Raw genomic sequence first — 24886 nt, forward strand, 5'->3', positions numbered from 1 at the left:
GGCGGTCGCGATGGTGCGGGATACGGCTGGTGCGGCGTGCGGGGGATAGGACAGATTGGTCCCATGGAACGCCAGATGATCAGCCGTCTCGCCCATCGGGACCATCCCATCGCCGCGCCGGTCTCGGGCGCCCACGTGACCCGGCTGCTGCGCCGGGCCCGGCTGCCCGAGGGGGCGCGGATCCTCGATCTCGGCTGCGGGGAGGCGGCCTGGACGCTGCGGGCGCTGGCGCTCTACGAGGACGCGACCGCCGACGGCGTCGACATCTCCGCCGACGCGATCAAGGCGGCCGAGGGGCACGCGGAGATGCAGGGCGTCTGGGAGCGCATCCGGCTCCACGAGCGGCCGGCCGCCGACTTCCCCGTGGCCGAGCGGTACGACCTGGTGATCTGCGTGGGAGCGACGCACGCGTTCGGCGGGCTCAAGCCCACCGTCGGCCACGTGCGGCGCTACCTGAGGCCGAACGGCCTGGCGCTGGTCGGCGAGGCGTTCTGGGAGCGGGAGCCGACGTCCGAGGCGCTCACCCGGCTGGGCGCCGAGCCGTCGGAGTGGCTGGACCTGCCAGGTACCGTCGCCGCCGCCGAGGCCGCCGGTTTCGACACCGTCTACGGCTACACCAGTGATCTGTCCGAATGGGATGACTACGAGTGGTCCTGGACGGGGACGCTGCTGCGCTGGGCCAACGAGAACCCCGGCCCGGACGCCGAAGCGGTTCGCGCGACCGCTCTGGAGCACCGCGACATGTGGCTGCACGGCTACCGCGGAATCCTCGGCTTCGTCACCCTTCTCCTCCAGCGAACAGGCTGACCGTCCGCTGGGCGGCCTCCGGCCGGCGACCGCTCACGCCGGCGCGCCGGACGGCTTCGCGCCCCGCCCGAGGCCGGCCGCGACCCGGACCAGGCCGGCACCGCGAGGGAGGAGCGACGTGGTACGCCCGGACCGCGTCCCCTGCGGGGACACGGCCCGCGGCCTGGCGGGTCGGCCTCGCCGCCGGATCAGGGCCTGAGAGACGGCCGACGCCGCTGCCGTGTCGACGTCACCACCGATCCGCCGGAAGGTACCGGGAGGACTCAGCGTTCGTAGAGGTTCCAGTTGGTGGGCGTCTGCTCGCAGTAGTACCAGTCGCCGGAGTGCCCTTCCTCCTGGGCCTTCTTCTGCTCGAAGTAGTTCTCCACCGCGTGGCAGAAGATCCCGCCGGCCTCGGAGTTGGCGAAGGTGCTGATCAGCGTGGCCGCGTGCGCCGGGGCGGAGAGCAGGCCGGCGCCTGCGGCGGCTGCGGCCACGACGACGGTGACGCGTGTTCTCAGGTTCACAACTCGACTCCCATCGATCGGGTGTTGGACGCGGTCCGGGGCCCACGGCGAGTTGATCTCGTACCGCCGACTGTAGGGCCCGCCTTGGAGGGCTCCCTGGATCTTGTGAACCACGGTTTGGCAGGGCCACCGACAGGCCGCGATCCTGCGCTATGCGCGGCGGAAGGCTCCTGCGGTGGTTCGGGGAATCCTCAGGTGAGCGATGCCGATGGCTCCTGACCGCGTCCCTGAGCCGGCGGCCGGCGGGGTGGCCGGGGACGGTGCGCGGCGGGCATGCCTGTGAAACTTGCAGAGATGGCGGGGGCCGGCCGCGCATACCCGAGCCGAGGTGTTCCACGGGTTCATCACCGCGTCCGCCAGGGGCGGGGCATCGGACGGTGAACGTTCCGGCATCTTGATCGCGACGAAGCCCCCCATCGCGACGCGACGGTAATGCAAACTTCAAGCATGGGCGACGAGCGGTCAGCGGCCAGGGAGCTCGGCATGTTCCTGCGCTCGCGGCGCGAGAGGACGACCCCGCAGGACCTCGGGCTGGAGCCCGGTCCGAGACGGAAGGTCGAAGGACTCCGCCGGGAAGAGGTCGCGGCTCTGGCCGGGCTGAGCACCGACTACTACCAGCGCCTGGAACAGGGCAGGAGCGCGCGCCCCTCCGACGCGGTGCTGAACTCGATCGCCGACGCGCTCGATCTGGACGAGGTGGACCGACGTCACCTGATGAGGCTGGCGCAGCTCGCGCGCAGGCCCCGGCCGCCGGCCCGCCGTGCGGCGGACCGGGTGCCGAGGAACACCAGGCTGCTGCTGGCGGCGATAGACCTGCCGGCGTTCGTCGCCACCCGGCACCTGGACATGCTCGCGTGGAACGACCTGGCCGCGGCGCTGCTGGGCGATCCCCGCGCGTTCCCACCGGACCGGCGCAACGTGCTCCTCTCCCTGTTCCATGAGCATCTCCAGCTCGGATGCCCGGAATGGGAGGCCATGGCGTTGGACTACATCGGCATACTGCGCGCCGCCGTCTCCGCCGACCCCGATCACCCGCGGGCGGTCGAGGTCGTGACCGAACTGAGCGTCAGCAGCCCTGACTTCCGCCGGCTGTGGGAACGGCACGACGTCAGGGAGGGCGTCCACGGCGCCAAGACCTTCCCGAACCCGCGCGTCGGGGACATCGCCGTCGAATGGGACGCCTACCCGCTGCAGCCCCCGCCCGGACCGCTGCTGATCGTCTTCACCCCCGAAGCCGGGCATGAGGAGCGATTACGCCTCCTGAAAGTGATCACAGCGGCCGGCGAGGACCGTGACCCGTACGCCGCGCTCTCCGAGGAACCCGCGGAACCGGCCCGGTAACGCCTCGTTCGCGGCGGGAGCCATGCCGTGCCGGTTCAGCGGACCTGCTTCCCGTCCCCTTCCGAACCGGGCCGCAGACCGGCCATGAGGAGGTCGAGCAGGCGGGCGGCCTGGTCGTGCCGCTCCGGCTCGCCGGCGATGAGGGAGATCCCGCCGAGTGCCATCATCACGTCCAGCGCGGCGACGTCCGGCCGGAGGCGCCCGGCGGCGACACCGGCCGCGAGCAGGTTCGCGAGCGCGCAGGTGATCAGGCCGCGGGTCTCCAGCCGCTGGTCCTCGTCGGTGCCGAGCGCGGCCTTGAGCGCGTCCGCCATGCCGCGCTTCTCGGCGAGGAAGCCGAGGAATGCCTCCATCCAGGCACGCAACGCCGTGACAGGTGGGTGCCGTGCGAGCAGGTCGGGCACGGTGTCGCAGATGCGGTCCACCTCACCGCGGTAGACGGCCCAGACCAGGTCCTCGCGGGTGGCGAAGCGCCGGTAGAGCGTGCCGATGCCCACGCCCGCGTCCTTCGCGATCTCCCTGAGCGAGGCGTCCGCGCCGTCGCGGGCGAACGCCCGGGTGGCGGCCGCCAGTACCCGGTCCTGGTTGACCTGCGCGTCGGCGCGCATGCGCCTGGCCGTCTTCTCCGTCACCGACCCCTCCCACGCTTGCAAGCGGAGCACGCTCCGCATATGGTGAGGGCGCTATACGGACGGTGCTCCGCTTAAGACCCTACCGAAGGACGGACCATGACGGCACCACTGAAGGGCACGGTCGCCCTCGTCACCGGCGCGAGCAGCGGAATCGGCGCCGCGACGGCTCGCACCCTGGCCGCCGGCGGCGCCTCGGTCGCCGTGCTGGCGCGACGCGGCGACCGGCTCCGCGCGCTCGCGGACGAACTGCGGGCCGACGGCACGACGACGCTCGTCCTGGAGTCGGACATCACCGACCGGCGGCAGGCGGAGGCGGCGGTCGAGCGCGTCGTCGCCGAACTCGGCCGGCTCGACACGGTGGTCAACAACGCGGGCGTCATGCTCACCGGCCCCGTCGCGGAGGCGCCCGCGCAGGAGTGGGACCGGATGCTCGCGGTCAACGTCGAGGGCCTGCTGCACGTGACGCGCACCGCGCTCCCGCATCTGATCGACGCCGCGCAGGACTCCCCTCGCCAGGTCGCCGACCTGGTCACGATCAGCTCCACGGCGGGCCGGGTCGCCCGCGCGGGAACCGCGGTCTACAGCCTGACCAAGTTCGGCGTGACCGCGTTCTCCGAATCGCTGCGGCAGGAGTTGCAGCCGAAGCGGGTGCGCGTCGGCGTGGTGGAGCCCGGCACCGTCGACACCGAACTGGCCACCCACCTGCGCGACGGCGTACGCGAAGCGGTCGCCCGGCAGCTCGGGGGCATGGAGAAGCTGAGCCCGCAGGACATCGCCGACGCCGTGTCCTACATGGTCACCCGCGACAGGCGCGTCGCCGTCAACGAGATGCTCGTCCGCGCGGCGGACCAGACCTGGTGAGACCCCCAGTACTTCGCGGCCTGGCTGGACGGTCGTCCGCTCGACCCCGCGGCCCCCGGGTACGCCACGACGTTGCTCGATCAACCGGCCTGGTGGGCGCGCGCCCTTCACTCGGCCCGCGCCGCCGTCCCCTACCCGTCATGAACGTGCGGGCGAGCGGGCTCAGACCTGGATCTGGCCGCCGTCGGCGGCGTACTCGGCGCCGGTGACGAACGAGCTCTCCGGTCCGGCGAGGAAGGCGGCCAGCGCGGCGATCTCCTCGGGGCGGCCCAGCCGCTTGAGCGGCGTCTGCGCCGCGAGCCCTGCGTGGAACTCCTCCGTGCTGACTCCCGCCTCCTTCGCCAGCCCGACGAGGGCGGGAGTGACGACGGGGCCGGGCGTGATGACGTTGACCCGTACGCCCCGGGGCGCCAGTTCGGCGGCGAAGGTGCGGCCCAGGCTGCGGATGGCGGCCTTCGACGCCGCGTACAGGCCCATGCCCTCGACGCCCTGATGGATGGTGGTCGAGCCGAGCAGGATCACCGACGCGGTCTCCGCCAGCAACGGCAGCGACTTCTGCACGGTCAGCAGGGTGCCCTTGGTGTTCACGCCGAAAACGTGGTCGAAGTCCTCCTCGGTGACCTCCGTCAGGCCCGCCAGGGAGCCGAGGCCGGCGTTGGCGACCACCACGTCCAGCCGCCGGCCGTCACCGCGGACGACGTCCATGACACGGTCGAGGTCGGCGGCCTGGGAGACGTCACACGGCACGGCGACGGCGCCGGGACCCATCTCCGCCGCCGCGTCCCGCAGTTCTTCCTCACGCCGGCCGGTCAGGTAGACGCGGGCGCCGTCGTCGGCGAACCGCCGGGCGATCGCCCTGCCGATACCGCTGGAGGCTCCGGTGACCAGAGCCGTCTTTCCGTCCATGGGAAGCATGTCATGTCCTTTCGAAGGCGTGATGGTGGTGATTCGCACCGCACAGACCGCGGTCGGGGCGCCGTCCGACGCGACCGGCGTCGGATCAGGCCCGATCGACCTGCGAGGCCGGCCGGGCGCCGAGTTCTTGACGGAACCGTCCACAACGTAGCCTGTTCTGGACGATACCGTCAAGAACCGATAGGCTGCGGAGCATGGCGAGACCTCGGAGCTTCGACGAGAACCAGGTGCTGCGCATCGCCAGAGACCGGTTCTGGTCGGCCGGGTACGCGGCGACCAGCGTGGAGGACATCCTCACCGCCACCGGCCTCGGCAAGGGAAGCTTCTACGGCGCCTTCGGCGACAAGCGCAAACTGTTCCAGCGCGTCTTCGACGACTACTGCACCGGGTTGATCGAGGTCCTGCGGCGCGAACTCGACGGCCCGGACGAGGGCGCCTTCGCGCGACTTCGGGCCCAGATCATGGCCATCGCCGACGAGACCGCCGCCGACACCTGCCTGCGCGGCTGTCTGCTGGCCAAGGGCACCGCGGAGCTGTCCGAACACGATCCGCAGATCACGGCGATCGCCCGCCGCACCTTCGACGCCATCGAGGAAATGCTCACCGCCTGCGTCGCGGCGGCGCAGCGGGCCGGCGAGATCAGCCCGGACGCCGACCCGGCCCGGCTCGCGGCCCTCCTGCTCGCCGTCCTGCGCGGCATCGAAGCCCTCGGCAAGGCCGGCGGCTCCCCCGCCTCCCTCCCGCGGATCGCCGAAACCGCCCTGTCCCTGCTCCCCACCCACAAGACGACGGCCCCCGCCAACTGAGTCGACGCGTCGAAGCCATCCCACGGCGCACCGGAGGCGCCGAGGCGGAGCCCCGGCCCTCGGAGCACCACTTCAGGGCGCCACCGTGGACGCGGCGAGCCAGGTGCTCATGGATGAGCGCATCCCGCCATGGCCGGATCTGCAAGGTATGTGTCCTTGTGGCCATCCTTACGGGTGGACGAACATGGCGACATGGCCCATCGCGTGGTGATCGTGCTGTTCGACGACTTCCAACTGCTCGATCTCGCCGGGCCGGCCGACGTCTTCTCCGCGGCCGGCCTGCTCGATCCGGACGCCGACTATCGGGTGGAGGTCACCGCCGCCCGCGCGGGAGCCGTGCGCTCCTTGTCCGGCGTCACGGTGACCGCTGATCCGCCGCTGCGCGAGGTGTCCGGCCCCATCGACACGCTGCTGGTCGTCGGCGGTCTCCCCGGCCGCATGGCGATCGCCGGGACGGCGGCGCTGGTCCCCCAGATCCGGCGGCTCGCCGCGCGGTCCGCTCGCGTGGGGTCCATCTGCTCGGGCACGCTGCTGCTTGCCGAGGCCGGCCTGCTGAAAGGGCGGCGGGCGACCACCCACTGGGCGGTGGGAGACCTGCTGGCACGCGAGCATCCGGACGTGCGGGTGGACGCCGACCGCATCTACGTACGCGACGGGAACGTGTGGACCTCGGCGGGGGTCACCTCGGGCATCGATCTCGCGCTCGCGCTCGTCGCCCACGACCATGGGCACGAGCTGGCCAGGGAGATCTCGCGCTGGCTGGTGGTGTACCTGCAGCGGCCGGGCGGGCAGAGCCAGTTCAGCACGCCGCTGAGCGCGCGGACGCCCAAGCGGGAGCCCCTGCGCGACCTCCAGGGTTGGATCGAGGAGAACCTCAACGCCGACCTGCCGCTCGAGGTCCTGGCAGGACGGGTGAACACGAGCGTCCGCCATTTCTCCCGCGTGTTCCGGGCCGAGGTCGGCCTGTCACCCGCGCGGTACGTCGAGCAGGCCAGAACGGCGGCGGCCAGGCGACTGCTCGAAATCACCGATGAACCGCTCGACCGCATCGCCGCCAGGGTCGGGCTGGGCACCTCCGAGACCCTCTACCGCGTCTTCCACCGCCACCTCAAGATCTCGCCTGGCGAGTACCGGCGCAGATTCCGCCACAAGGAGAGCTGACCATGCATATCGCCATCCCCCTGTACGAGGGTTTCGACGCCATGGACGCGCTGGGGCCGTACTTCGTGCTGCGGAACGTCCCTGGCGCGACGGTCACCTTCGTGGCCGAGCGGCCGGGCGTCATCGCCGACGCGGAGGTCACCCTCACCGCGGCCGCTTCCTTCGCCGACGTGCCGAGACCGGACGTCCTGGTGGTGCCCGGCACCAAGGACGTGAAGCGCAGCACGGCGGACCACGAACTGATCGACTACGTCAGGACGGCGCATCCCACCACGACGTGGACCACCTCGGTATGCGTGGGCTCGCTCACCCTCGGCGCGGCGGGCCTGCTGGAGGGAGTGAAGGCGACCACGCACTGGGTGGCCTACGACCTGCTCGCCGGCTTCGGGGCGCAGCCGGTCGACGAACGCTTCGTCAGGGCAGGCAAGATCATAACGTCGGGCGGCGTGATGGCGGGCATCGACATGGCGCTCTACCTGGCGTCCTTGCTGGCGGGCGAGGAGGTGGCCATGGCGATCCAACTCGGCCTGGAGTACGCCCCACGGCCACCTTTCAACGCCGGAACACCCCGAACCGCTCCCGAGGAGATCACCGCTCTGATGCGCTCCTACCTACGTCCGGCCTGAAACCGCCGCAGCCCAGGCGGCCCGCTCACGGCGGCGTCAGTACGTGACGACGGCGCGGAACCTCAACCGGCCCGTGAGGAGGCGTTCGTAGGCCTCCCCCACCCTCTCCTTCGGGAAGATCTCGATCATCGGTGTGACCTGACCGCGGGCGACCATCCGCAGCGCCTCGGCGAGGTACTCCGGCCCGTTGTGCGCCGAGCCGACGATCTCGAAAGCGTGGCTCGTGACGGCGAGAGCCGGAAGGGGAAAGGTGGCCTCGGCCGAGATCCCCATGAGCACGAGCTTGCCCCACGGACGCAACCCCTTGAGCGCGTCGACCGCGGGACCGTGCGTCGGAGCGGTGTGCAGCAGTACATCGGCGCCTCCCGCGGCCTTCAAACCCGCACCGTCGGACACGACGTCGTCGGCGCCGAGCCGCCGCGCCAGTTCGTGCTTGTCGGGAGAGCGGGTCATCGCGATGACGTGGTACCCGGCGGCCTTCGCGAACTGGATCCCGAGATGCCCGACCCCTCCGATGCCCAGCACGGCGACTCGCGCGCCCGGCTTGGCATCGGCACGGCGGAGCGCGGCCCACACCGTGTAGCCGGCGCACACCGTCGGCGCCGCCGACTCGTACGAGAGCCCATCGGGCAGGAGCACGGTCCCTTCGGCGTCGACGGCGATGTACTCCGCCTGCCCACCGTCCACGTTCACCCCGGTCAGCACCGGAGCGACACAGTTGTTCGCCGTGACGAAGCTGTCGGGATGGCGCTCCCGGCAGAACGCGCACCTGCCGCACGGCCTCTGGGTGATCGGCAGGCCGACGCGATCACCCACGACCCGCGACGTCACACCTTCACCGACGGCGACCACCTCGCCGACGCCCTCGTGCCCGAGCACCATCGGGAAGGGCCGGAGCGACAGGACACCCTGCGCGAGCAGCGCGTCGGTGTAGCACACCCCGCACGCGTGGATCTTCACGAGCACCTGATGCGACCTGGCCTCCGGCATCGGAACGTCCTGCAGCACCCACGGAGCGTTCACCTCGCCGACGACCGCGGCCTTCATGGTCGGCATGGTCGGCCCCTTCCTGTGGCTCGTGCGTGACCCGGCGCCCAGTCGACCAGCCGGCGGCCCGCTCAGGAAGGCTTCACGGGACGGTCGGTCCCGGCAACAGGGGGTCGAGGAGACCCCCCTTCGGCTCCTGGATAATGACGATGTGCCTACGAACGAACCGTTGCGCGAGTTCCTCCGCGCCCGGCGAGCACGGGTGACCCCGCAGGAGGCGGGGATCTCCGAAGGCGTCACCGCACGGCGCGTCGAAGGACTCCGGCGGGAGGAGGTCGCCCACCTCGTCGGCGTGAGCGTCGACTACTACATCCGCTTCGAGCAGGGCCGCGTCTCGCCGTCGGACCACATCCTCGCGGGCGTCGGCCGCACACTTCGCCTCAGTGACGACGAGTACGCACACATGGTGAACCTCGTCCGGGGTCCGGACGACCGGACATGCCTGGTCGAATCGCCGGAGCCGCGTCCCGCGATGCGATGGGTGCTCGACTCGATCCGCACGCCGGCGTTCATCCTGGGGCGCTGCCTGGCGATCGTCGGCACCAACGAAGGCGCGCGCAGGCTCATGGTCGACTTCGACGCGCGCCCCCCGGACGAACGCAACCACGCGCGCTGGGTGTTCCTCGACCCGCTCGCCCGCGAACGTTACGTCGAATGGGAGGAGGTCGCCCGGGACAACGTCGCTTCGCTGCGCCGGCAGGTCGGCCTGTTCCCGCACGACCCCCGGCTCGCGGCGCTGATCGAGGAACTGTCGGCGGCCTCGCCGGAGTTCGCCACATGGTGGTCGGCACACGACGTGGTGCAGCATCGGCGCGGGCACAAGCGGTACCGGCACCCGCTGGTCGGCGAACTGACGGTCGCGTACGAGGCCTTCCCCGTCTCCGGTACCGACGATCAGATCCTCTACATCTACACCACCGAGCCGGGGTCGGCCTCCGAAAAGGCTCTGGAACGTCTGCTCCGATGGACGCCACCGGCCGATCGACCTCGCGGATAAAGGCGAACCACCGGCCGAAGTGGCCGTCGAGGCCGGATTCCACGACCAGGCGCACCCGGTCCACCATTTCAGGCGCCACGTCTCGGTGCCGCCCGCCGGGTACGCCGCGCCGGGTCTCGCACTGACGAATATCGCCACATCGCAGCGGGGCTTGTCATAGAAATTTCTCGCTCGCGGTGACACGCACTTCCACCGTGCTCACCGCAGCGGGTACGTCATCCGCCGGAAAACCGCCGTGAATGTTTCGGAGCCGCCTTTCGGGCGACCGGCCGCCCGCGTGGCCGATTTCGCACCCCACAAAGATCTGGCCGCCCCTTCATTGACACTCCCGCGACAGCCGCCAGAATGACAATGTCGTCGCGAGTGGCGCCCTCTCGACGCGGACCATTCACCTTGCTTTCCTGGTTCCGACTCGAGACGTGGGAGTTCATTCATGCGCTCAGCACTGTCGCGCGCGTTGATGGCGGCGGTCATCGCCGTCGCAGCGGTTCTCGTGCCCGCCGGGCCCGCGTCCGCGGGGGTCTGGCAGCTCACCGACGGGTTCGAGCCGTCGACGAATCCGGCGTCTCGATGGACGTTCACCGTGAACGGCGGATGCGGCGGCCCGTCGTTCGGCGGCGCGTCGAGCACGCCGCGCACGGGGAGCGGCTGGGCCAGCATGTCGGCCTACACGGGGGGCGACTGGTGCGCGCTCGGGCGGACCATCCACCTCACCCCGGTGAGCCTCCACCCGGGCGCGCGATGCACCGCCGGCGTCTGGACGGAGCTGTGGGGAGAGTGGGCCTCGTTCAACCTGGAAGTGATCGACCCTGACACCTGGACGTACATCGCACTGAAGTCGATCACCCAGGACTGGATCCACGGCTGGGAACTCCAGACGGTGAGCTGGACGGCGCAACGCTCCGACGTCGTGCTGCGGTTCGCCGTGGGACAGCGGAACCCGTACTGGCACGCCGCCCAGGTCGATCTCGACGACGTCGTGGTGCAGTGCGCCTACTGATCGACGAGCCGTCCGGCCCGTCCAACGTCGCGAGGCGTCGCGGCGGCGTTCACCGCCGCCGCGCTCACGGTCGGGGGCCGGCGGCGTGCCCGTCAACGGCCCGCACCGCCTGAACCTGGTGAGTCCGGGCCGGGCCGTGACCCGCGCGGCTCGCGCATGACCAGCGGCGCCGTCACGCCGTAGAAGTTTGCGATCAGGTCACGAAGGCGGCCAAGCGGCCTCAGGTTCACTAGCCTCACCGGCATGCCCCTTGCCTCGATTCCGAGCCCTTCCGAGGGGGTCTGGTATCTCGGATTCATCCCGATCCGGGCCTACGCATTGAGCTTCGTCGTCGCGATCCTCTTCGGCATCTGGCTCAGCGAGCGCCGCTGGCGCGCCCGCGGCGGCGAGAAGGGCACGATCAGCGACCTCGCGCTCCCCGCGGTGATCTTCGGACTGATCGGCGCTCGCCTCTACCACGTCATCACCGACTGGCAGACCTATTTCGGCCCGCGCGCGATCAAGGAGCCCTACCGGGTGCTGTTCATCTGGGAGGGCGGGCTCAGCATCTGGGGCGCGGTCGCCCTGGGAGGCGTGGGCATGTGGCTGGCCTGCCGCCGCCGGGGGCTGTCTCTGGGCGCCGTGGCCGACACGGTCGCGCCCACCATCGCGTTCGGGCAGGCGATCGCCCGCTGGGGCAACTGGTTCAACCAGGAGCTGTACGGCGGTCCGACCACGTTGCCGTGGGGCCTGGAGATCGACCAGGCGCACGGCGGCGAGCCAGGCGTGCTCTACCATCCGACGTTCCTGTACGAGTCGCTGTGGGACGCGGCGCTCGGTTTCGCACTGATCATGGCCGGCAGGCGGTTCACGCTGCGCCACGGCCGCCTGTTCGCCCTCTACGTCGCCGGGTACACCTTCGGGCGGTTCTGGATCGAAGGGCTGCGCATCGACCCGGTGGGCGGAGTGGACCACGCGGTCACGTTCCTGGGGCTGCGGATCAACCAGTGGACCTCGATCGTGCTGTTCGTCGGCGCGCTCGTCCATCTCTGGGTGACGCGCGACAAGGACACCGAAGAGATCGTGGTACCGGCCGCGCGACACACGGCCTCGCCCGAGGAGAACGGCGGGCACACCTCCGATCCCGTCGAGAGCACCTGACCCGACAGGCATGCCGTAAGCCTCCCGAATGCCGTCGCGGCGAGATACGGGAACGGTGCGACGCACTTGGCCGGACCGCCGGGAGCCGCGGCCGGTTCTCTCGTCAACGTTCCACTCATTCGGCGCGCGTAATTGTCGGCCGGTGTGGCTAGTCTCCGCTCGTCCTTGTCGTCATCGACAGATGGGAAGACCGTGGGATTACCCAGTAGGGCTGGACGTCGTATCGGAGGGCTGGCGAGCGTCGCGATCCTGGCATCCGGCGCTTTCGTCCCCTCCGCGCAAGCCGCACCCCAGCGTCCCTTTTCAGGTACGGCTTCCACCCCACTCGCATCGGCCGGCAATCCCGTACAGAAACTCACCCTCTCATTCGAGCGGACCACTGCGACGAAGTGCCCCGTGACCTTCAATGTCTACGGAACCTTCGAAGGACTCCCTCCGGGCCTGCAACTCATCCAATACCGCATCGTCGGCACCGAGCACTGGAAAGGCCTCAAATCCCCCACCAAGCACAACGGCAGCTTCACAGCCCTGCTCGCGACGCTCGACTGGGAATGGGACGCCGAGACACCGACATCAGGTCAGACGTCGGTCCAGATCGAGCTCAGGCAACCCGACGGTCTCACGTCGAACACGCTGTACTACTTCAAGTGCGGCATGCCCGACGCGGACGACACCTTCGGCGAGACCTCCGAGCCCATCGTTCGCACGCCCAGCGGCGGCCCGTTGGCCGAACTGGTCGCCGATGCCGACCTCGACGCCGTCCAGGCCCGGTCGGGCGCTGAGGCCGCCCTGGTCAGCAGGTACGGATTCCACCTGGACCTCGACGCGGGCCCGGTCACCTACGAGGAGGTGTTCGCGACGCTTCCTGCCGGGTTCGCGGTGGACGTGTGGGAGGTCACCGGCGCCGCGCTGAAGTCCGTCCTCGCCCACCCGAACGCGGAGGGCTGGGTGCTCACGCCGTCGTCCTCGCTCCGCTACCTGGAGGCGTTCGCTTTTCCCGGCCCTGAGGAGCAAGCCTGACCTGAGCCGACCCTGAGCCGTCGAGCGGCGACTCGACGGCTCAGGCAGCGCAAGCCGCACCACCTCGTCCGATGGACGATGCCTGATGTACCCGACTTGCAGAGCCGGAGCCCCGGCCTGGAGCGTGTGGTGACACTTCGCTCCAGGCATCAATACGTGTCGGGGCCACAGTGCGCGCGGCCGGGCGGGATACGAGCCGCGATCTGCTCACGGGCGTGCTCGCAGTCGGCGAAGCTGCGAGGGCAGGCGAGGGCGTGCTCGATCAGTGTTCTTCGGCGGAGAGATCGCCGAGGTGGCGCCGCTGGAGCGGTACCGGGCCGAGCATCCTCCGGTGGACGTGGCACTGCTCCCGGTGAACGGCCTGCGACCGCTGTTCGGGCCGCGCCTGGTGATGGGCCCCGCCCAGGCGGTGGCCGGGGCACGCGCGGTCGGCGCGGAGGTCCTGATCCCGGTGCATGACGCACACGGGCGTGATCCGCTCTCGGTGCTGTTCCGCACCACCGTCACCGCCTCGGAGGCGATGGCCTTGGCCGGGCCGGACCTGCGAGTGGTGAACCTGCCGACGGGCCGGCCCTGGGCGTCGCCGAGCTGAGTCTGTTCCGCCGACCGCGGCGGCGGCGGTGGCGGCGGCGGCAACCCACGGCAGCCCGGCCAGGTTGACCGCCCGCTTGGCGGTGAGCAGTACCCCTCAGCCACGGTGGCGACCGGCGGCGGCCCGTCAGAGCCGCATCTGATCGCCCTCCCGGAGACACCGGTCGACGTCCTCGGCCGCCTGGCAGTGGCGGCAGGTTCCGCGCCGGCGCAGGCCGTAGGCGCAGGCGGCGGCGCCGAGTGCGGCGCCCCACACGATCCACAGCATGCTCGGCGCGTTGGCGCCCCACGAGGCGAGATCGACGCCCATCCGGACGTTCATCAGGCCGGCGGGTATCAGGACGACCGCGATGACGGACGCGGGGATCACGGCGAGCGCCGGCGGAACTCGCCGGCCCGCCTTGAACCGGACCCAGCGTGGGTAGACCTCGCCCCACCGGTGGACGAGGCCGTGGGTGAGGACGCATCCGCAGATCGACGCGATGGCGCAGCCGAGTCCCACCTCCAGCATGCCGGGCGTCTCCCGCATCATCCGCGCGAAGTCCTCGGGGATGCCGAGCGGGATTCCGAAATACCAGGCGATTCTGGTGACCTCGTACGGCACGGGCGCGGCGCACGCCACGTAGACCGCCCATCGGCCCCAGCGGCGCGCCGCGTCCGGCGTCGTCCACCGCCCGGTCACCGCGTCCCGCCGGCCGCAATGCGCGCACGCCTGCCTGGTACGCCTCTGGTACGCGAGGGTCGCCAGGGCCCACAGCAGGCCACCGGCGAAGACGACGATCAGGTTCACCCGATGCCAGTACAAAATGCTCCCGATGCCGTCCTGCGGCCCCGGCACCCCGGTGAAGGCGAACACCAGCAGCACCGGGGCGAAGGCCACCAGCACGAGCAGGGTGTAGTCAGGGATCACCAGGGCGAGCGTCCCGGCCAGGGCCCAGCCGAAGACGACCAGCGCCGTACGGGTGCCGCCCCGTCCCCATGCCCTGGCCATCGCCGGCGCGACCATCGCGCCGACCAGTCCGATGACGGCCATGGCCGGAGCGACGATCCCGACCTGGCCGCCCTCCAGGATCGAACCCGTCGCATGCTCGTCGTCGACGGACGCGAACGGAAAACCGCCGCCGCCCAGCGCCCAGAAGAGCCCGAGCGCCCCATATGACAGCGACCACGCGGCCGCGGCGTATCCGGACCAGGCCGGCCAGTACCTCCACCAGCGGAGCATCTCCCCATCACATCCCATTGATCTTGTTCCGGAATCACGTCCGGACGCACCCGCGCCCGCAGGCATCCCAGGGGGCGCGAACCCTTGTCCACGGCCCTGTGCTCCTGAATTCAGGGTCGAGGAGACAAGGGCCGTCGGCCCAGGTGCCGAACGGCATGGCCGAGGAGGATTCGGGCGGGTGAATGTGCCGTTCGGCACAGGCCGGGGGAAAGGCTTGGTATCTAGGCTCGGGATATGCGCACACGACTCAGCGGAGCCCCGCGGTGGCGCCGGCGGACCGGCGCGGCCGTCGCCGTCCTGGTGGCGCTGACCGGAATCGTCACCGCGCCCGCGTACGGCCCGCCGGCCACGCTGCCGATGTCCTTGACGATGGCGGCCGCGCTCGGGGTGCTCGCCGCCTGGCCGTACGACGGCCGCCGGATCGCGGCGGTCACCGGCGGGGCGGGCATCGTGTCGCTGGCCGCGACCGCCGGCGTCCTGCTGCTCAGCGGTGAACACCGAGCGGCGACCTCCGCGACCGGCTGGATGGTCGGCGAGTCCGCGAGCCTGCTCGTGCTGGTCATCCTGGTGGTACGCGCCGCGCCCGCCCGCCACGCGCTGATCGCCGCGGGACTGGCGGGGGCGGCCACGCCGGTCCTGCTGCTGCGGTTCGGGCTGGGGCCCGCGACCACCGCGGCGTTGGCCGGATTCGCCGTCTGGGGGCTGTCGGCGGCACTCGCGGCCACGGTCGGGCTCTACCTGCGGTCCTTGGACGACCATCGCGCCCGCTCGGTACGCGCGGCGCGCCAGGCGCAACGCACGCAACTCGCCCGCGACCTGCACGACTTCGTCGCCCATGACGTCAGCGGGATGCTCGCCCAAGCCCAGGCCGGCCGGATCCTCGCCGAACAGGACCCGCAGCGGGCGGTGGCCGCGTTCCAGCGCATCGAGCAGGCCGCGCTCCAGGCGCTGGCATCGATGGACCGGACCGTGCGGATGCTGCATGACGCGGACGATCTCGCGGCCGGGGAGTCGGCGGGCAGAACGCCGCTCCCGGCACTGGCGGACCTTCGAGATCTGGCCGATCGGTTCTCCGGCTCCGGCACCGCAGTGGTCGGCCTCGACATCGACGCGCGACTCGAAGACCCCGATGGCGTCCTGCCCCGGGAAGTGGCCGCCACGGCGTACCGGATCGTCGTGGAGGCACTGACCAACGTGCGCCGCCACGCGGCGACGGCGAGCCGGGTGGAGGTCACCGTCCGCCGTATCGTGGGTGACCTCACCGGGGGCGCCCTGGAGGTCACCGTGACAGACGACGCCCGAACCGGACCCCCATCCGACAACGCTCGAACCGGCCCCGCATCCGCCGCCCACGTGCTCGGCACCGCGGGCCGTGGCGGCGGGTTCGGCCTGGCCGGCCTGACCGAACGCGTCGAAGCGCTCGGCGGCGAGCTGGCCGCCGGCCCCCATGCTCCGCACGGATGGCGTGTCACCGCCACCATGCCGCTGGCCGCCTCGCTCCACGGCGAGGACATCCGGCCGGTGACCGGCGGCGACATCCGCCCGGTGACGGCATGACCGGCGCGGACGTCGGGCCGGTGACCGGCGGGGACATCCGGCCGGTGACGGCATGACCGGCGGGCCGATCCGCGTTCTGGTCGCCGATGACCAGGAGAACATCCGCAGCGCGTTCCGGATCATCCTTGACGCCCAGCCGGACATGACCGTCGTCGCCGAGGCCGCCTGCGGGGCGACCGCCGTCGAACAGGCCCGCCATCTGCGCCCGGACGTGGTGCTCGCCGACATCCGGATGCCCCGCGTCGACGGGCTCGAGGTGACCCGCCTGCTCGCCGGGCCACAGGTGGACGACCCGATCCGTGTCGTGGTCGTCACCACCTTCGACCTCGACGACTACGTCCACACCGCACTGCGCAACGGCGCCTGCGGCTTCCTGCTGAAACGCTCCAGCCCCACCCTCCTCGCCGAAGCCGTCCGCGCGGCCATGTCGGGTGACACCCTCATCAGCCCGCAGATCACCGTACGGCTCCTACGCGCCTTCACCGCGCCACCGCAACCCGCGTCCGACCGCGCCGACCGCACGCGGCTCACCGATCGCGAAGCCCAGATCACCCGCCTGGTCGCCCAAGGTCACACCAACGCCGAGATCGCGACCGCCCTGTTCATCTCGCCCGGTACGGTCAAGAACCACATCGCCGGCATCCAGCGCAAGCTCGGGGCCCGGAACCGCGTCGGCATCGCCGCCTGGGCCTGGGCCACCGGCCACGCCACCCCGTGACCGCGATCGCCCGCCACCGCATTCGCAAGTCGTACGGCTCACACCCGGTGCCAGCGGGCCTCCGCGAAGCAGTAAACGGCGAACAGCACCAAGCCGACAGCGATCACGACGAGCAGCCATGGACCGATCGGGGTATCAGCGAGCGACTTGAGCGCGCCGTCGATGCCGACCGCCTTGTCGGGGTCGTATGTGAGGGCCGCCTGGCCGATCAGCGCGCCGGCGGCGAGAGCGATGACGCCACGGGCGACATAGCCGACCTTGCCGATGTGGACCACGAGAGCGTGGGCGCGCGGCTCCGCCACGTGCATGTCCCGCATGAACTTCCCGGTCCACCCCTCGTGGATCCAGGACACGCCGAAGCCGATCAAGGCAAGCGCTATCAGGGCGACCAGGATCTGGCCACCGGGCAGGTCGAACAGCGCCTTGGCGGCATCCTGCGACTGGCTGTCGGTCGAGGAGGCGGCCTTGTTCTGGGTGAGCAGGGCCACCATCGAGAACACAAGGGCGATGTAGACGGCGGCCTTGGCGATGGACTCGACGCGGTAATGGACCTCGGGCCGACCCCAGATGGCCTCGGAGACGTGCCAGATCGTCAATGCGGCCAGGCCGACGGCCATGACCCAGAGCAGAGTGTCACCGAGAGGCGCGTCGCGCACGATGTGGATCGCACTACTCTTGTCGGCCTCCCCACCTCTGCCGTAGGCGATCTGGAGGGCGGCCAGCCCGATGATCGCGTACAGGACGCCGCGGGAGGCGAATCCGACTTTGGCGAGTTTCTCCAGGACGGGGTGGTCGGCCACTCGCCGGGCCGCACCCTCCAGCCGCCGGCCGGCCTGCTTCGCGGTCGACATCGATGTTCCTCTCGGATGGCAGGTCGGTCTGGCTGCTGACCTGGACCGGGTCGGTCAAACGTGCGATGTTCGTACCCACTTCCCGCCATATAACCAATGTGCCGGTTGGTGGCGCCGACTCATTCGTGCGGACACCGCGAAAGCGCGGACACGACATCCCGGTCCGAGCGAAGCGAGGGCCATTTCCACGGCGGAGCCCGCCACTAGGCGGGGCGGGCTCCAGGATCAGGCGCGACTTCCGAGTAGGACCCGCCACTCGTGAGATCGGGCTCCGCGATCAAGCCTCGCCGGTGGTGAGGCCGATGGGGCAGCTCACGCCGGTGCCAACGATGCCGCGATGACCGTAGGAATAGCGAGCCAGAATCCGGCTGATCAGGCCTCTGGCAAACCGCCGTGCGCGATCGGCTGCTGTCAACTAAGCCAGAGAACCCGTAAGACAACTACGCGCAGTTGGTCTTCGAGTATGAGATAAACGGCCAGGCCTTCTCGACAATCACCGAAGGCGTGTGCACGCATGTTCGCATCGGGACGTTTCCTGTTATAAGAGTCCCCGCTCCACGGATGGATCTCAAGCAGGTCGACGAGCGACGCGAACGATAGCAGCCCTTCCTTGGGAAGGGCTGCTATCTCCTCGGCCGCGCCGTCCTCGATCTCCACCGCATACATTTACAGCCCCAGCCGCGCCTTGGTCTCGGCCCACGATCGGGCGGCCACGTTTTCGCCCCGGACCAGCCGATCCGCATGGTCGAGCATCGCGCGGTGGCCCGAGGCGTCAGCCGACGACCAGGCGACTCGCCACCATCGCTCGACGAACGAGGTCACCACCGTTAGGTCAAGAGTCTCCGTCGCCTCGGCCATGACAGCCCGGAACTCCCGGTCGAAGTCTCCGACCTCTTCGGGAAGCAGAGCGGCCCGGATCGCACGCGGTGTCTTGTCCGGCGCGGGCAGGAAAGGCGCGACAGCCCTGTGCCCATGTGGTTCTGCGGTCATCATGTCGGTCACCTCCTTCCGTCAGGCTAGAGGATCCTCCCGACACTTCACAGGCAACCCGGCAGGCCGAGCGGGCGCAACATCCATGACGCCTCTCGGAGCCACACGGCAGAAGCCTTTGGTCTTCGGCAAATCAACCATGGTGGAAGATCCACAGCCTCAGTCGTCTCGCTCGGATGGGTCACGTAGCTTGACGTTGGTGCCGCCTATACCGCAGTAGCCGTTTGTTCGAGAAGGTGCTGCTGGTGGCAGCGACTCGCTTCCGGCCTCAGACGGTGATCGCGTCGTCTGTCGCTGACCGTCCTGCCATATCCGACAGCCTTACGCTGGGGCCGCGAGCACCCGGAGCATGACGGTGCGCAGTGCGTTGGCCGCCTCGGAGCGCGACATCCGACCGGCGTCGACCTCTTCGCCCGCAGCGTGACCGATCTTGATGACGACCGCGGCGAGCCAGTCGGACGGGAGTCGGTTGTCGAATTCTCCGCTCTGCTGGCCGCGCTGGATCACTCGATTGATCCGATCGGCGACGGGTGCGTGGCGTTCCTGGTCGACCTGCGGGCTCACCGGGAGGGAACTGATTCGCTTGGTAAGGACGGGATACCGCTCTGCGGTCCGGGCACCGGCCTGAAGTACGCGCATCAATGCGTCCGCTGCGGGTCCGCTGTCCGGGTCAGCCGCGTCCATCGCCGCAACGGCATCCTCGGTCATTCGATCGACGACGGCCCCCATCAGATGCTCCCGCGATGGGAAGTGGGCGTAGATGGTCTGCCGGGTCATCCCGGCAGCGATGGCGATGGTGTCGAGGCTGGCATCTGGCTGCGCGTCGAGCAGATGGATCGCCGCGTCGAGGATGGCGAGCCTGTTGCGGCGGGCATCGGCACGGCGGTTACGCATCGGAGACGGACTCAACTCTTACACCTTGCCAAACTTGTTGGGAGACTTATATCTTACAGCTCGTAAAGGTTACGTAGAAACTGCAGCCTGGTGGAGGTAGCATGCGCACGCTCGATCGCACCAACCCAAAGCAGTTCATAGCCGACTTCTTCACCTACTTCATGCACGACCTGGTGTGCGGCAGCGAGGACGTGGCGCTCATCGTCGACCGCTACCACACACCAGACATCGTCCAGATCGCCGACGGCACCCGGATGGACCGGACCAAGCTCATCGCGCACGCCCGTCCGGCACATAAGCATCAACCCAGTGCTCGCTGGGAGGTGCACGAGGCAATAGCCGACGGGGACCGGATCGCCGCCCGCTACACCCTGCACTTCCAGAACCGGAAGCGGGAAGGCCGTATGGAGGTGCACTTCTTCGGGCGGTTTGCCGACGACGGGCGAATGCGACAGGCGCACATGCTCACCCGGTTCGTTCCGGTCGAGGCCGAGGACATCACAGAAGCCGGGGCAGGCACCCAGGTCGGCTCGGGACAGCCGGCGACGGAGACGTCCCACCGTAGGCAGATATCGTCATGACCGTAACGGCCCACACCGTGATCGGGATGGCCTGCGGACTTTGCGCGGAGTTCGTCACCCAGGAGATCGAACGCATCCAGGGCGTTACCGCCGTGGCGGTGGACCTCGAAGGCGACACTGTCACGGTGACCAGCGAGCGGAGGCTCGACATCGCCGAAGTACGCGCTGCAGTCCAGGAAGCCGGCTACGAACTAGCTGACGCGCCAGGCGATCGCCGCACCGGATTCAGGCAGCAGGACGGCTCACGCCCGTGAGTCGAGCGCGAGCCTTACAAAGAGACCTGCGAAAACCGCTCCGTCGGGACCAATTCCGTCTGGCATACGGCCCACTCGGACGGGACACCTGGCTTGACGTTGGTGCCGCCGATGCCGCAATAGCCTCCCAAAGCTCTCGGCGCGTGATAGTGAACTTCCGAGCGGCACTGGCACCTCAGTTCAGGCAGCGGGAGCCCGTGGCGTCAGCCGGACCTCGACATCCGCGTCCAAGGCACGCGCCAGGCGCTCCAGAACCGGCAACGTGGGAACGGTTCCGCCCGCTTCGAACCGCGCCACCGCCGACTGGGTCATGCCGGCCTCACGAGCCAAGTCGCTTTGGCTCCAACCACGTTCCTCACGCATCGCACGCACCGTCTTTCCCAGTTCGTGGGCGAGACGTGTAGCTTCATAGGCATCAGCCGCACCCGGCTCGGCCATCCGGCGATCCCTGAGCTCTCGCCAGCTTTCCTGCTCGCTCATACCGCTTCTTCTTCCTCGTCGACGGTGTGCGCCAGTTCGACACAGCGACGCATTGCTCGCCGAGCCCGCTCAACCTCACGGTGATCGCGTGACCGTGTCTTGTGGAACAAGGTCAAGAGCACGATCCGGCGACGAGGTGCGATCCAGTAGGTGATGCGCACCGCGAACTCGTCGAGATGAAACCGGAGCTCACACAGCTTGCCGTCAAGCTTCGTGTAGGGCTCGCCCAGCAGAGGGCCCTCCGCCGCCAGCAGATCGACATAGAACGCGACCCTGGCGAACGACGCCGCAGGCAGATCTTCAAGCCACTTCCGAACCTCTGGTTCCAGCTCCAGGGTACCCCAGCTCATAGCGTTGATGCTATGAGCCACGACTCTGTAACGTCCTGCTTGCACCCGAACACGATGCGCTTCCCATCGATGCCTGCAGCGGCAAAGCTGGACGACCGAATGCGGCTCAAAGCCACAGAGGCCAGCTGTGCCACACAACCAGGACTGGCAGGGCTATTCTCGCTGGGCGCCAGGCCCGACGTCAGGCACGCGGATGGGTCGCCTAGCTTGACGTTGGTGCCGCCGATGCCGCAGTAGCTGTTGGGCTTCTTGTACAGGTGGGGGTGACCGCACCTGTGTGGTCGGTCATGCGGGCACGACATCCCGGGTGGGGGTGCGGGGCGGAGCCCCTGCCTTGGGGTTTGGGGGCGGGAGCCCCGAAAGACACGGTCCGAGCGGAGCGAGGGCCATTCCGTGCGGACCCGCACACGTGACTGCGGACCACACCCCGATGGGTGCGGTCCGCAGTTCGATGGATCAGGCCTCGCCGGTGGTCAGACCGATCGGACACGAGACCCCCGTGCCGCCTATGCCGCAATACCCATTTGGCACCTTAAATAGGTACTGCTGGTGATAGTCCTCGGCGTAATAGAAGGTGGGGGCCGGGGTGATCTCGGTGGTGATGTCGCCGTAGCCGGCGGTGGTGAGGACCTGCTGGTAGGCGTCGCGGGAGGCCTCGGCGGACTTCTCCTGGGCGGGGCCGTGGGTGTAGATCGCGGAGCGGTACTGCGTGCCCACGTCGTTGCCCTGGCGCATGCCCTGGGTGGGGTCGTGTGCCTCCCAGAAGACCTTGAGCAGCTCCTCGTAGGAGACCTTGGACGGGTCGAAGACGACGCGGACGACCTCGGCGTGGCCGGTGAGGGCCGTGCAGACCTCCTCGTAGGTCGGGTTGGGCGTGTGGCCGCCCTGGTACCCCACCGAGGTGGAGACGACGCCCGGGGTCTGCCAGAACTTGCGCTCGGCGCCCCAGAAGCAGCCCATGCCGAACTCGGCGATCTCGGTCCCGTCGGGGTACGGCGGGGCCAGCGGCGCGTCGAGGACCGCGTGCCGCGCGGGCACCGGTATCGCCTCGGCGCGGCCGGGGAGTGCCTCCTGCGGCGTTACCATCGAAGTCTTGTTCTTGCCGAAGAGCCAACCCATCGTGCACCTCCGTCGGACACTCTTTGCAGACTAGGCAACCACCGGCGACCGGTGAATGTTCCTGGCGTAAGCATCTCTTAAGATCTGGCTCAGAGATCCTTATTTGTGGTAAAGGCTGCCAGCAGCGAAGATAGGGTACATGCCTGATTCGCGCCGCGGTGTCCTGTATGGCGTAGCCGCCTACACGATGTGGGGCCTGTTCCCCCTGTACTGGCCCCTGTTGAAGCCGTCCGGTGCCGTCGAGATCCTCGCCCACCGCGTGGTGTGGTCGCTGGTGGCCGTGATCGCCGTGCTCGCCGTACGGCGCCACTGGTCCTGGTTCCGCGAGCTGGCGAGACAGCCGAGGAAGCTGCTCCTGCTGACGCTGGCGGCCGTGACGGTCTCGGTGAACTGGGGCGTGTACATCTACGCGGTGAACGCGGGGCACGTGGTCGAGAGCGCGCTCGGGTACTTCATCAACCCTCTGGTGAGCGTGCTGTTCGGAGTGCTCGTCTTCCGGGAACGGCTGCGGCCCTGGCAGTGGACGGCGGTGGGGCTCGGCGCCCTGGCCGTGATCGTGCTGGCGGTCGACTACGGCCGGCCGCCGTGGATCGCCCTGGTGCTCGCGGTCAGCTTCGGCACCTACGGGCTGATCAAGAAGGCGGCGAACGTGGGGGCGGCCGAGAGCCTCACCGTGGAGACGCTGGTGCTGCTGGTGCCCGCGCTGGCCTACCTGGCGTTCCTCCAGGCGCAGGGAACGGCCACCTTCGGCGCCGCGGGCCTCGGCCACGCCGCGCTGCTGGCCGGCGGCGGCGTGGTCACCGCGATTCCGCTGATGTGCTTCACGGCCTCCGCGATCCGGGTACCGCTCAGCGTGATCGGGCTTCTGCAGTACATCGCACCTATCCTGCAGTTCCTGTGCGGCGTCCTGGTGGCGCACGAGACCATGGCGCCCAGCCGCTGGGCGGGATTCGCGATCATCTGGCTGGCGCTGGCGATGTTCAGCTGGGAAGGACTGCGCCACGCTCACACGACCCGCCGCGCCACCGCCCCCGCCCCGGCGCTGGAGACCGTCTGACACTTCCCAGGACCGGGCGCCGGCCCCTTCGACTCCCCCAGCTTGTACGCCGGACCGTCTGGCACTCCCGGGACAGGGCGCCGGACCGTCTGGCACTCCTGGGATAGGGCGCCGGAAGGTCTGCACTTCCCAGGACCGGGCGTCGGAGGCCGTCCCGGACAAGACGTCCGGAGGGGCGAAGTGGCTCCGCCGGCCCGTGTCCGTGGTTCCTACATCGCCGGAGGTAGCCGTCCGGGCGCGGGTACGTCCCTGGCGGTACGACGGACGCCTCGGCCGGCGGACGACGGGCCCTCCTCCCGCGAGAGAGCATCGACGGGACCCGAGGGAGGACCCGATGGCAGATCGCCTTTTCCGGTTCGGCGTCGTCGCCGCCACGGCGCGCGGCGCCGATGAATGGACCGCGCTCGCGCGCCGCGCCGAGGACCTGGGGTACGCGACGTTCCTCACGCCGGACACGCTGGACACCCTGCCGCCCCTGCCCGCGCTCAGCGCGGCCGCCGCGGCCACGTCGGCCATCGGGCTGGGCACGTTCGTCCTGTCGGTCGCCAACCGGCGGCCCGAGCAGCTCGCGTGGGAGGTCGACGGCCTGAGCTTCCTGTCCGGTGGCCGGTTCGAGCTGGGCCTGGGCGCCGGCCGGCCGGACGCCGAGCGGGACGCGGCCCGGCTCGGCGTGCCGTTCGGCACGGTGGACCAGCGCATCAGGAAGCTGGAGGAGGTCATCCGCCAGGTCCGCACGTGGCACGACTCCACGAAGGCGCCGTCGGCGGGCGCGGACCGCGCCGGTGCCGGCGGGACCGGGCCGCGGGTGCTGATCGCGGCGGGCGGGGCGCGCATGCTGGGTTTCGCCGCCAGGAACGCCGACACCGTCGCCCTGGGGCTGCCGCCCTCGACCACCGAGGACGGGCTCGGCGAGCCCGTGCGGCTGGTCCGGCAGGCCAGTGACGACTTCGACCGCCTGGAGCTCAGCCTCGGGCTGCACGTGGTCGGGGACGAGGTGCCGCCGTGGCTGGCCGACAAGATGGGCCCCGACCTGCCGCCAGACTCGATCGCCGTCCTGAACGGCTCCCCGCGGCAGATGGCCGACCGGCTGCTGCGCCGCAGGGACGTCCACCAGATCTCCTACATCACGGTGAACGCCATGTACGCCGACCGGCTGGCGCCGGTCGTGGACCTGCTCAGCGGAGCCTGAGGCAGGCACGACCGGCGGTGGCGCGACCGGCCTGGCTGGTGGGTGGCCTAGTGTCCCGCGCCTGAAATTCGTCCCAAATATTTAGCGAGTGATTCGAGGATCTCCTCGGCGGTCTTGGTCCATACGAAGGGTTTGGGGTTCTGGTTCCAGTGGGCGATCCAGGCGCGGATGTCC

The 24886-nt window shown here is 69.8% G+C and carries 29 protein-coding genes and 1 pseudogene; 17 read left to right on the forward strand and 13 right to left on the reverse strand.

The features are described 5' to 3' along the window. Nucleotides 1–63 precede the first annotated feature (63 nt). On the forward strand, nucleotides 64–807 hold the full coding sequence (locus tag ACFQSB_RS36430) for an SAM-dependent methyltransferase (RefSeq protein WP_380831581.1): 744 nt from the start codon (nucleotides 64–66) through the stop codon (nucleotides 805–807). A 263-nt stretch (nucleotides 808–1070) separates the two neighbouring features. On the opposite strand, the gene ACFQSB_RS36435 is transcribed toward ACFQSB_RS36430, so the two are convergent. Beyond that, the gene (locus tag ACFQSB_RS36435) at nucleotides 1071–1313 is read right to left on the reverse strand and encodes a hypothetical protein (RefSeq protein ID WP_380831583.1); all 243 of its coding nucleotides are present in this window, start codon (nucleotides 1311–1313) and stop codon (nucleotides 1071–1073) included. Nucleotides 1314–1760: 447 nt separating this feature from the next. Between ACFQSB_RS36435 and ACFQSB_RS36440 the strand changes: the two genes are divergently transcribed. Continuing rightward, on the forward strand, nucleotides 1761–2654 hold the full coding sequence (locus ACFQSB_RS36440; RefSeq protein ID WP_380831585.1) for a helix-turn-helix transcriptional regulator: 894 nt from the start codon (nucleotides 1761–1763) through the stop codon (nucleotides 2652–2654). A gap of 35 nt (nucleotides 2655–2689) precedes the next feature. Here the strand turns inward: ACFQSB_RS36440 and ACFQSB_RS36445 are convergent, their stop codons facing one another. Further along, nucleotides 2690–3286, reverse strand: a complete 597-nt coding sequence (locus ACFQSB_RS36445) for a TetR/AcrR family transcriptional regulator (RefSeq protein WP_380831586.1) — start codon at nucleotides 3284–3286, stop codon at nucleotides 2690–2692. A 96-nt stretch (nucleotides 3287–3382) separates the two neighbouring features. Between ACFQSB_RS36445 and ACFQSB_RS36450 the strand changes: the two genes are divergently transcribed. Next, nucleotides 3383–4147, forward strand: a complete 765-nt coding sequence (locus ACFQSB_RS36450) for an SDR family NAD(P)-dependent oxidoreductase (RefSeq protein WP_380831588.1) — start codon at nucleotides 3383–3385, stop codon at nucleotides 4145–4147. A gap of 162 nt (nucleotides 4148–4309) precedes the next feature. On the opposite strand, the gene ACFQSB_RS36455 is transcribed toward ACFQSB_RS36450, so the two are convergent. Continuing rightward, nucleotides 4310–5062 carry an SDR family NAD(P)-dependent oxidoreductase gene (locus tag ACFQSB_RS36455; RefSeq protein WP_380831590.1) on the reverse strand — a complete coding sequence of 251 codons (753 nt, stop codon included), beginning with the start codon at nucleotides 5060–5062 and terminating at the stop codon, nucleotides 4310–4312. Between the two features lie 194 nt (nucleotides 5063–5256). Between ACFQSB_RS36455 and ACFQSB_RS36460 the strand changes: the two genes are divergently transcribed. The 3 genes from ACFQSB_RS36460 (at nucleotide 5257) to ACFQSB_RS36470 (ending at nucleotide 7655) form a co-directional block, all read left to right on the forward strand. Continuing rightward, entirely contained in the window at nucleotides 5257–5868 is a 612-nt protein-coding gene (locus ACFQSB_RS36460) for a TetR/AcrR family transcriptional regulator (protein ID WP_380831592.1), read from the forward strand. Between the two features lie 192 nt (nucleotides 5869–6060). Further along, a complete protein-coding gene (locus ACFQSB_RS36465; protein ID WP_380831594.1) occupies nucleotides 6061–7029 on the forward strand; it encodes a GlxA family transcriptional regulator in 969 nt (322 codons plus the stop codon). Nucleotides 7030–7031: 2 nt separating this feature from the next. Next, nucleotides 7032–7655: a DJ-1/PfpI family protein gene (locus ACFQSB_RS36470; RefSeq protein WP_354837903.1), complete on the forward strand. Its 624-nt coding sequence runs from the start codon at nucleotides 7032–7034 to the stop codon at nucleotides 7653–7655. A gap of 36 nt (nucleotides 7656–7691) precedes the next feature. On the opposite strand, the gene ACFQSB_RS36475 is transcribed toward ACFQSB_RS36470, so the two are convergent. Next, a complete protein-coding gene (locus ACFQSB_RS36475) occupies nucleotides 7692–8711 on the reverse strand; it encodes an alcohol dehydrogenase catalytic domain-containing protein (RefSeq protein ID WP_380831596.1) in 1020 nt (339 codons plus the stop codon). Nucleotides 8712–8853: 142 nt separating this feature from the next. Between ACFQSB_RS36475 and ACFQSB_RS36480 the strand changes: the two genes are divergently transcribed. The 5 genes from ACFQSB_RS36480 (at nucleotide 8854) to ACFQSB_RS36500 (ending at nucleotide 13451) form a co-directional block, all read left to right on the forward strand. Next, nucleotides 8854–9699 (forward strand): helix-turn-helix domain-containing protein, encoded by an 846-nt coding sequence (locus ACFQSB_RS36480; protein ID WP_380831598.1) that lies wholly within the window; start codon nucleotides 8854–8856, stop codon nucleotides 9697–9699. Between the two features lie 433 nt (nucleotides 9700–10132). Beyond that, nucleotides 10133–10699 (forward strand): hypothetical protein, encoded by a 567-nt coding sequence (locus ACFQSB_RS36485; protein ID WP_380831600.1) that lies wholly within the window; start codon nucleotides 10133–10135, stop codon nucleotides 10697–10699. A 243-nt stretch (nucleotides 10700–10942) separates the two neighbouring features. Then, a complete protein-coding gene (gene lgt, locus ACFQSB_RS36490) occupies nucleotides 10943–11839 on the forward strand; it encodes a prolipoprotein diacylglyceryl transferase (protein WP_354837895.1) in 897 nt (298 codons plus the stop codon). Nucleotides 11840–12235: 396 nt separating this feature from the next. Then, nucleotides 12236–12859, forward strand: coding sequence for a 5'-nucleotidase C-terminal domain-containing protein (locus tag ACFQSB_RS36495; RefSeq protein ID WP_380831601.1), 624 nt, complete (start codon nucleotides 12236–12238; stop codon nucleotides 12857–12859). 148 nt (nucleotides 12860–13007) lie between these two features. Next, a complete protein-coding gene (locus ACFQSB_RS36500) occupies nucleotides 13008–13451 on the forward strand; it encodes an MBL fold metallo-hydrolase (protein WP_380831625.1) in 444 nt (147 codons plus the stop codon). A 126-nt stretch (nucleotides 13452–13577) separates the two neighbouring features. Here ACFQSB_RS36500 and ACFQSB_RS36505 read toward each other — a convergent pair whose 3' ends face one another. Beyond that, complete coding sequence (locus ACFQSB_RS36505) at nucleotides 13578–14672, reverse strand: hypothetical protein (RefSeq protein ID WP_380831603.1); 1095 nt, start codon at nucleotides 14670–14672, stop codon at nucleotides 13578–13580. A gap of 234 nt (nucleotides 14673–14906) precedes the next feature. Between ACFQSB_RS36505 and ACFQSB_RS36510 the strand changes: the two genes are divergently transcribed. Next, complete coding sequence (locus ACFQSB_RS36510) at nucleotides 14907–16229, forward strand: sensor histidine kinase (RefSeq protein WP_380831605.1); 1323 nt, start codon at nucleotides 14907–14909, stop codon at nucleotides 16227–16229. Between the two features lie 52 nt (nucleotides 16230–16281). Continuing rightward, nucleotides 16282–16947 carry a response regulator gene (locus ACFQSB_RS36515; RefSeq protein ID WP_380831606.1) on the forward strand — a complete coding sequence of 222 codons (666 nt, stop codon included), beginning with the start codon at nucleotides 16282–16284 and terminating at the stop codon, nucleotides 16945–16947. A gap of 38 nt (nucleotides 16948–16985) precedes the next feature. Here ACFQSB_RS36515 and ACFQSB_RS36520 read toward each other — a convergent pair whose 3' ends face one another. The 4 genes from ACFQSB_RS36520 to ACFQSB_RS36535 form a co-directional block, all read right to left on the reverse strand. Next, nucleotides 16986–17798: a DUF1206 domain-containing protein gene (locus ACFQSB_RS36520; protein WP_380831608.1), complete on the reverse strand. Its 813-nt coding sequence runs from the start codon at nucleotides 17796–17798 to the stop codon at nucleotides 16986–16988. A gap of 411 nt (nucleotides 17799–18209) precedes the next feature. Continuing rightward, a complete protein-coding gene (locus ACFQSB_RS36525; RefSeq protein WP_380831610.1) occupies nucleotides 18210–18455 on the reverse strand; it encodes a hypothetical protein in 246 nt (81 codons plus the stop codon). Nucleotides 18456–18464: 9 nt separating this feature from the next. Continuing rightward, nucleotides 18465–18791 (reverse strand): DUF6247 family protein, encoded by a 327-nt coding sequence (locus tag ACFQSB_RS36530; RefSeq protein WP_380831627.1) that lies wholly within the window; start codon nucleotides 18789–18791, stop codon nucleotides 18465–18467. A gap of 318 nt (nucleotides 18792–19109) precedes the next feature. Continuing rightward, nucleotides 19110–19682 (reverse strand): TetR/AcrR family transcriptional regulator, encoded by a 573-nt coding sequence (locus ACFQSB_RS36535; RefSeq protein WP_380831611.1) that lies wholly within the window; start codon nucleotides 19680–19682, stop codon nucleotides 19110–19112. A 101-nt stretch (nucleotides 19683–19783) separates the two neighbouring features. Between ACFQSB_RS36535 and ACFQSB_RS36540 the strand changes: the two genes are divergently transcribed. Beyond that, the gene (locus tag ACFQSB_RS36540) at nucleotides 19784–20263 is read left to right on the forward strand and encodes a nuclear transport factor 2 family protein (RefSeq protein WP_380831613.1); all 480 of its coding nucleotides are present in this window, start codon (nucleotides 19784–19786) and stop codon (nucleotides 20261–20263) included. Further along, nucleotides 20260–20517, forward strand: a complete 258-nt coding sequence (locus tag ACFQSB_RS36545) for a heavy-metal-associated domain-containing protein (RefSeq protein WP_380831615.1) — start codon at nucleotides 20260–20262, stop codon at nucleotides 20515–20517. Before ACFQSB_RS36540 ends, ACFQSB_RS36545 begins: the two co-directional genes overlap by 4 nt. Before the next feature lie 180 nt (nucleotides 20518–20697). On the opposite strand, the gene ACFQSB_RS36550 is transcribed toward ACFQSB_RS36545, so the two are convergent. The 3 genes from ACFQSB_RS36550 to msrA form a co-directional block, all read right to left on the reverse strand. Then, nucleotides 20698–20997, reverse strand: coding sequence for a helix-turn-helix transcriptional regulator (locus ACFQSB_RS36550; RefSeq protein ID WP_380831616.1), 300 nt, complete (start codon nucleotides 20995–20997; stop codon nucleotides 20698–20700). Further along, nucleotides 20994–21347 carry a type II toxin-antitoxin system RelE/ParE family toxin gene (locus ACFQSB_RS36555; RefSeq protein WP_380831618.1) on the reverse strand — a complete coding sequence of 118 codons (354 nt, stop codon included), beginning with the start codon at nucleotides 21345–21347 and terminating at the stop codon, nucleotides 20994–20996. The genes ACFQSB_RS36550 and ACFQSB_RS36555 overlap by 4 nt, the downstream gene beginning before the upstream one ends. Before the next feature lie 456 nt (nucleotides 21348–21803). Next, nucleotides 21804–22466 (reverse strand): peptide-methionine (S)-S-oxide reductase MsrA, encoded by a 663-nt coding sequence (gene msrA / locus ACFQSB_RS36560; RefSeq protein ID WP_380831620.1) that lies wholly within the window; start codon nucleotides 22464–22466, stop codon nucleotides 21804–21806. Nucleotides 22467–22605: 139 nt separating this feature from the next. Between msrA and rarD the strand changes: the two genes are divergently transcribed. Both rarD and ACFQSB_RS36570 read left to right on the forward strand, forming a co-directional pair. Beyond that, complete coding sequence (gene rarD, locus ACFQSB_RS36565; protein WP_380831622.1) at nucleotides 22606–23523, forward strand: EamA family transporter RarD; 918 nt, start codon at nucleotides 22606–22608, stop codon at nucleotides 23521–23523. A 334-nt stretch (nucleotides 23524–23857) separates the two neighbouring features. Next, entirely contained in the window at nucleotides 23858–24712 is an 855-nt protein-coding gene (locus ACFQSB_RS36570) for an LLM class flavin-dependent oxidoreductase (RefSeq protein ID WP_380831624.1), read from the forward strand. A 47-nt stretch (nucleotides 24713–24759) separates the two neighbouring features. On the opposite strand, the pseudogene ACFQSB_RS36575 reads toward ACFQSB_RS36570, so the two are convergent. Next, nucleotides 24760–24886: pseudogene (locus ACFQSB_RS36575) on the reverse strand (IS630 family transposase); the annotation flags it as partial.

It is taken from the genome of Sphaerisporangium rhizosphaerae (genome assembly GCF_042665155.1).
Taxonomy (GTDB): Bacteria; Actinomycetota; Actinomycetes; order Streptosporangiales; family Streptosporangiaceae; genus Sphaerisporangium; species Sphaerisporangium rhizosphaerae.

What these genes read in the sequence shown, in the direction of transcription:
- ACFQSB_RS36430 (WP_380831581.1), top strand. Translation starts at nt 64, where the DNA reads ATGGAACGCCAGATGATCAGCCGTCTCGCCCATCGGGACCATCCCATC.
- ACFQSB_RS36440 (WP_380831585.1), top strand. Translation starts at nt 1,761, where the DNA reads ATGGGCGACGAGCGGTCAGCGGCCAGGGAGCTCGGCATGTTCCTGCGC.
- ACFQSB_RS36450 (WP_380831588.1), top strand. Translation starts at nt 3,383, where the DNA reads ATGACGGCACCACTGAAGGGCACGGTCGCCCTCGTCACCGGCGCGAGC.
- ACFQSB_RS36455 (WP_380831590.1), bottom strand. Translation starts at nt 5,062, where the DNA reads ATGCTTCCCATGGACGGAAAGACGGCTCTGGTCACCGGAGCCTCCAGC.
- ACFQSB_RS36460 (WP_380831592.1), top strand. Translation starts at nt 5,257, where the DNA reads ATGGCGAGACCTCGGAGCTTCGACGAGAACCAGGTGCTGCGCATCGCC.
- ACFQSB_RS36465 (WP_380831594.1), top strand. Translation starts at nt 6,061, where the DNA reads ATGGCCCATCGCGTGGTGATCGTGCTGTTCGACGACTTCCAACTGCTC.
- ACFQSB_RS36470 (WP_354837903.1), top strand. Translation starts at nt 7,032, where the DNA reads ATGCATATCGCCATCCCCCTGTACGAGGGTTTCGACGCCATGGACGCG.
- ACFQSB_RS36475 (WP_380831596.1), bottom strand. Translation starts at nt 8,711, where the DNA reads ATGCCGACCATGAAGGCCGCGGTCGTCGGCGAGGTGAACGCTCCGTGG.
- ACFQSB_RS36485 (WP_380831600.1), top strand. Translation starts at nt 10,133, where the DNA reads ATGCGCTCAGCACTGTCGCGCGCGTTGATGGCGGCGGTCATCGCCGTC.
- lgt (WP_354837895.1), top strand. Translation starts at nt 10,943, where the DNA reads ATGCCCCTTGCCTCGATTCCGAGCCCTTCCGAGGGGGTCTGGTATCTC.
- ACFQSB_RS36505 (WP_380831603.1), bottom strand. Translation starts at nt 14,672, where the DNA reads ATGCTCCGCTGGTGGAGGTACTGGCCGGCCTGGTCCGGATACGCCGCG.
- ACFQSB_RS36510 (WP_380831605.1), top strand. Translation starts at nt 14,907, where the DNA reads ATGCGCACACGACTCAGCGGAGCCCCGCGGTGGCGCCGGCGGACCGGC.
- ACFQSB_RS36515 (WP_380831606.1), top strand. Translation starts at nt 16,282, where the DNA reads ATGACCGGCGGGCCGATCCGCGTTCTGGTCGCCGATGACCAGGAGAAC.
- ACFQSB_RS36520 (WP_380831608.1), bottom strand. Translation starts at nt 17,798, where the DNA reads ATGTCGACCGCGAAGCAGGCCGGCCGGCGGCTGGAGGGTGCGGCCCGG.
- ACFQSB_RS36530 (WP_380831627.1), bottom strand. Translation starts at nt 18,791, where the DNA reads ATGATGACCGCAGAACCACATGGGCACAGGGCTGTCGCGCCTTTCCTG.
- ACFQSB_RS36535 (WP_380831611.1), bottom strand. Translation starts at nt 19,682, where the DNA reads ATGCGTAACCGCCGTGCCGATGCCCGCCGCAACAGGCTCGCCATCCTC.
- ACFQSB_RS36540 (WP_380831613.1), top strand. Translation starts at nt 19,784, where the DNA reads ATGCGCACGCTCGATCGCACCAACCCAAAGCAGTTCATAGCCGACTTC.
- ACFQSB_RS36545 (WP_380831615.1), top strand. Translation starts at nt 20,260, where the DNA reads ATGACCGTAACGGCCCACACCGTGATCGGGATGGCCTGCGGACTTTGC.
- ACFQSB_RS36550 (WP_380831616.1), bottom strand. Translation starts at nt 20,997, where the DNA reads ATGAGCGAGCAGGAAAGCTGGCGAGAGCTCAGGGATCGCCGGATGGCC.
- ACFQSB_RS36555 (WP_380831618.1), bottom strand. Translation starts at nt 21,347, where the DNA reads ATGAGCTGGGGTACCCTGGAGCTGGAACCAGAGGTTCGGAAGTGGCTT.
- msrA (WP_380831620.1), bottom strand. Translation starts at nt 22,466, where the DNA reads ATGGGTTGGCTCTTCGGCAAGAACAAGACTTCGATGGTAACGCCGCAG.
- rarD (WP_380831622.1), top strand. Translation starts at nt 22,606, where the DNA reads ATGCCTGATTCGCGCCGCGGTGTCCTGTATGGCGTAGCCGCCTACACG.
- ACFQSB_RS36570 (WP_380831624.1), top strand. Translation starts at nt 23,858, where the DNA reads ATGGCAGATCGCCTTTTCCGGTTCGGCGTCGTCGCCGCCACGGCGCGC.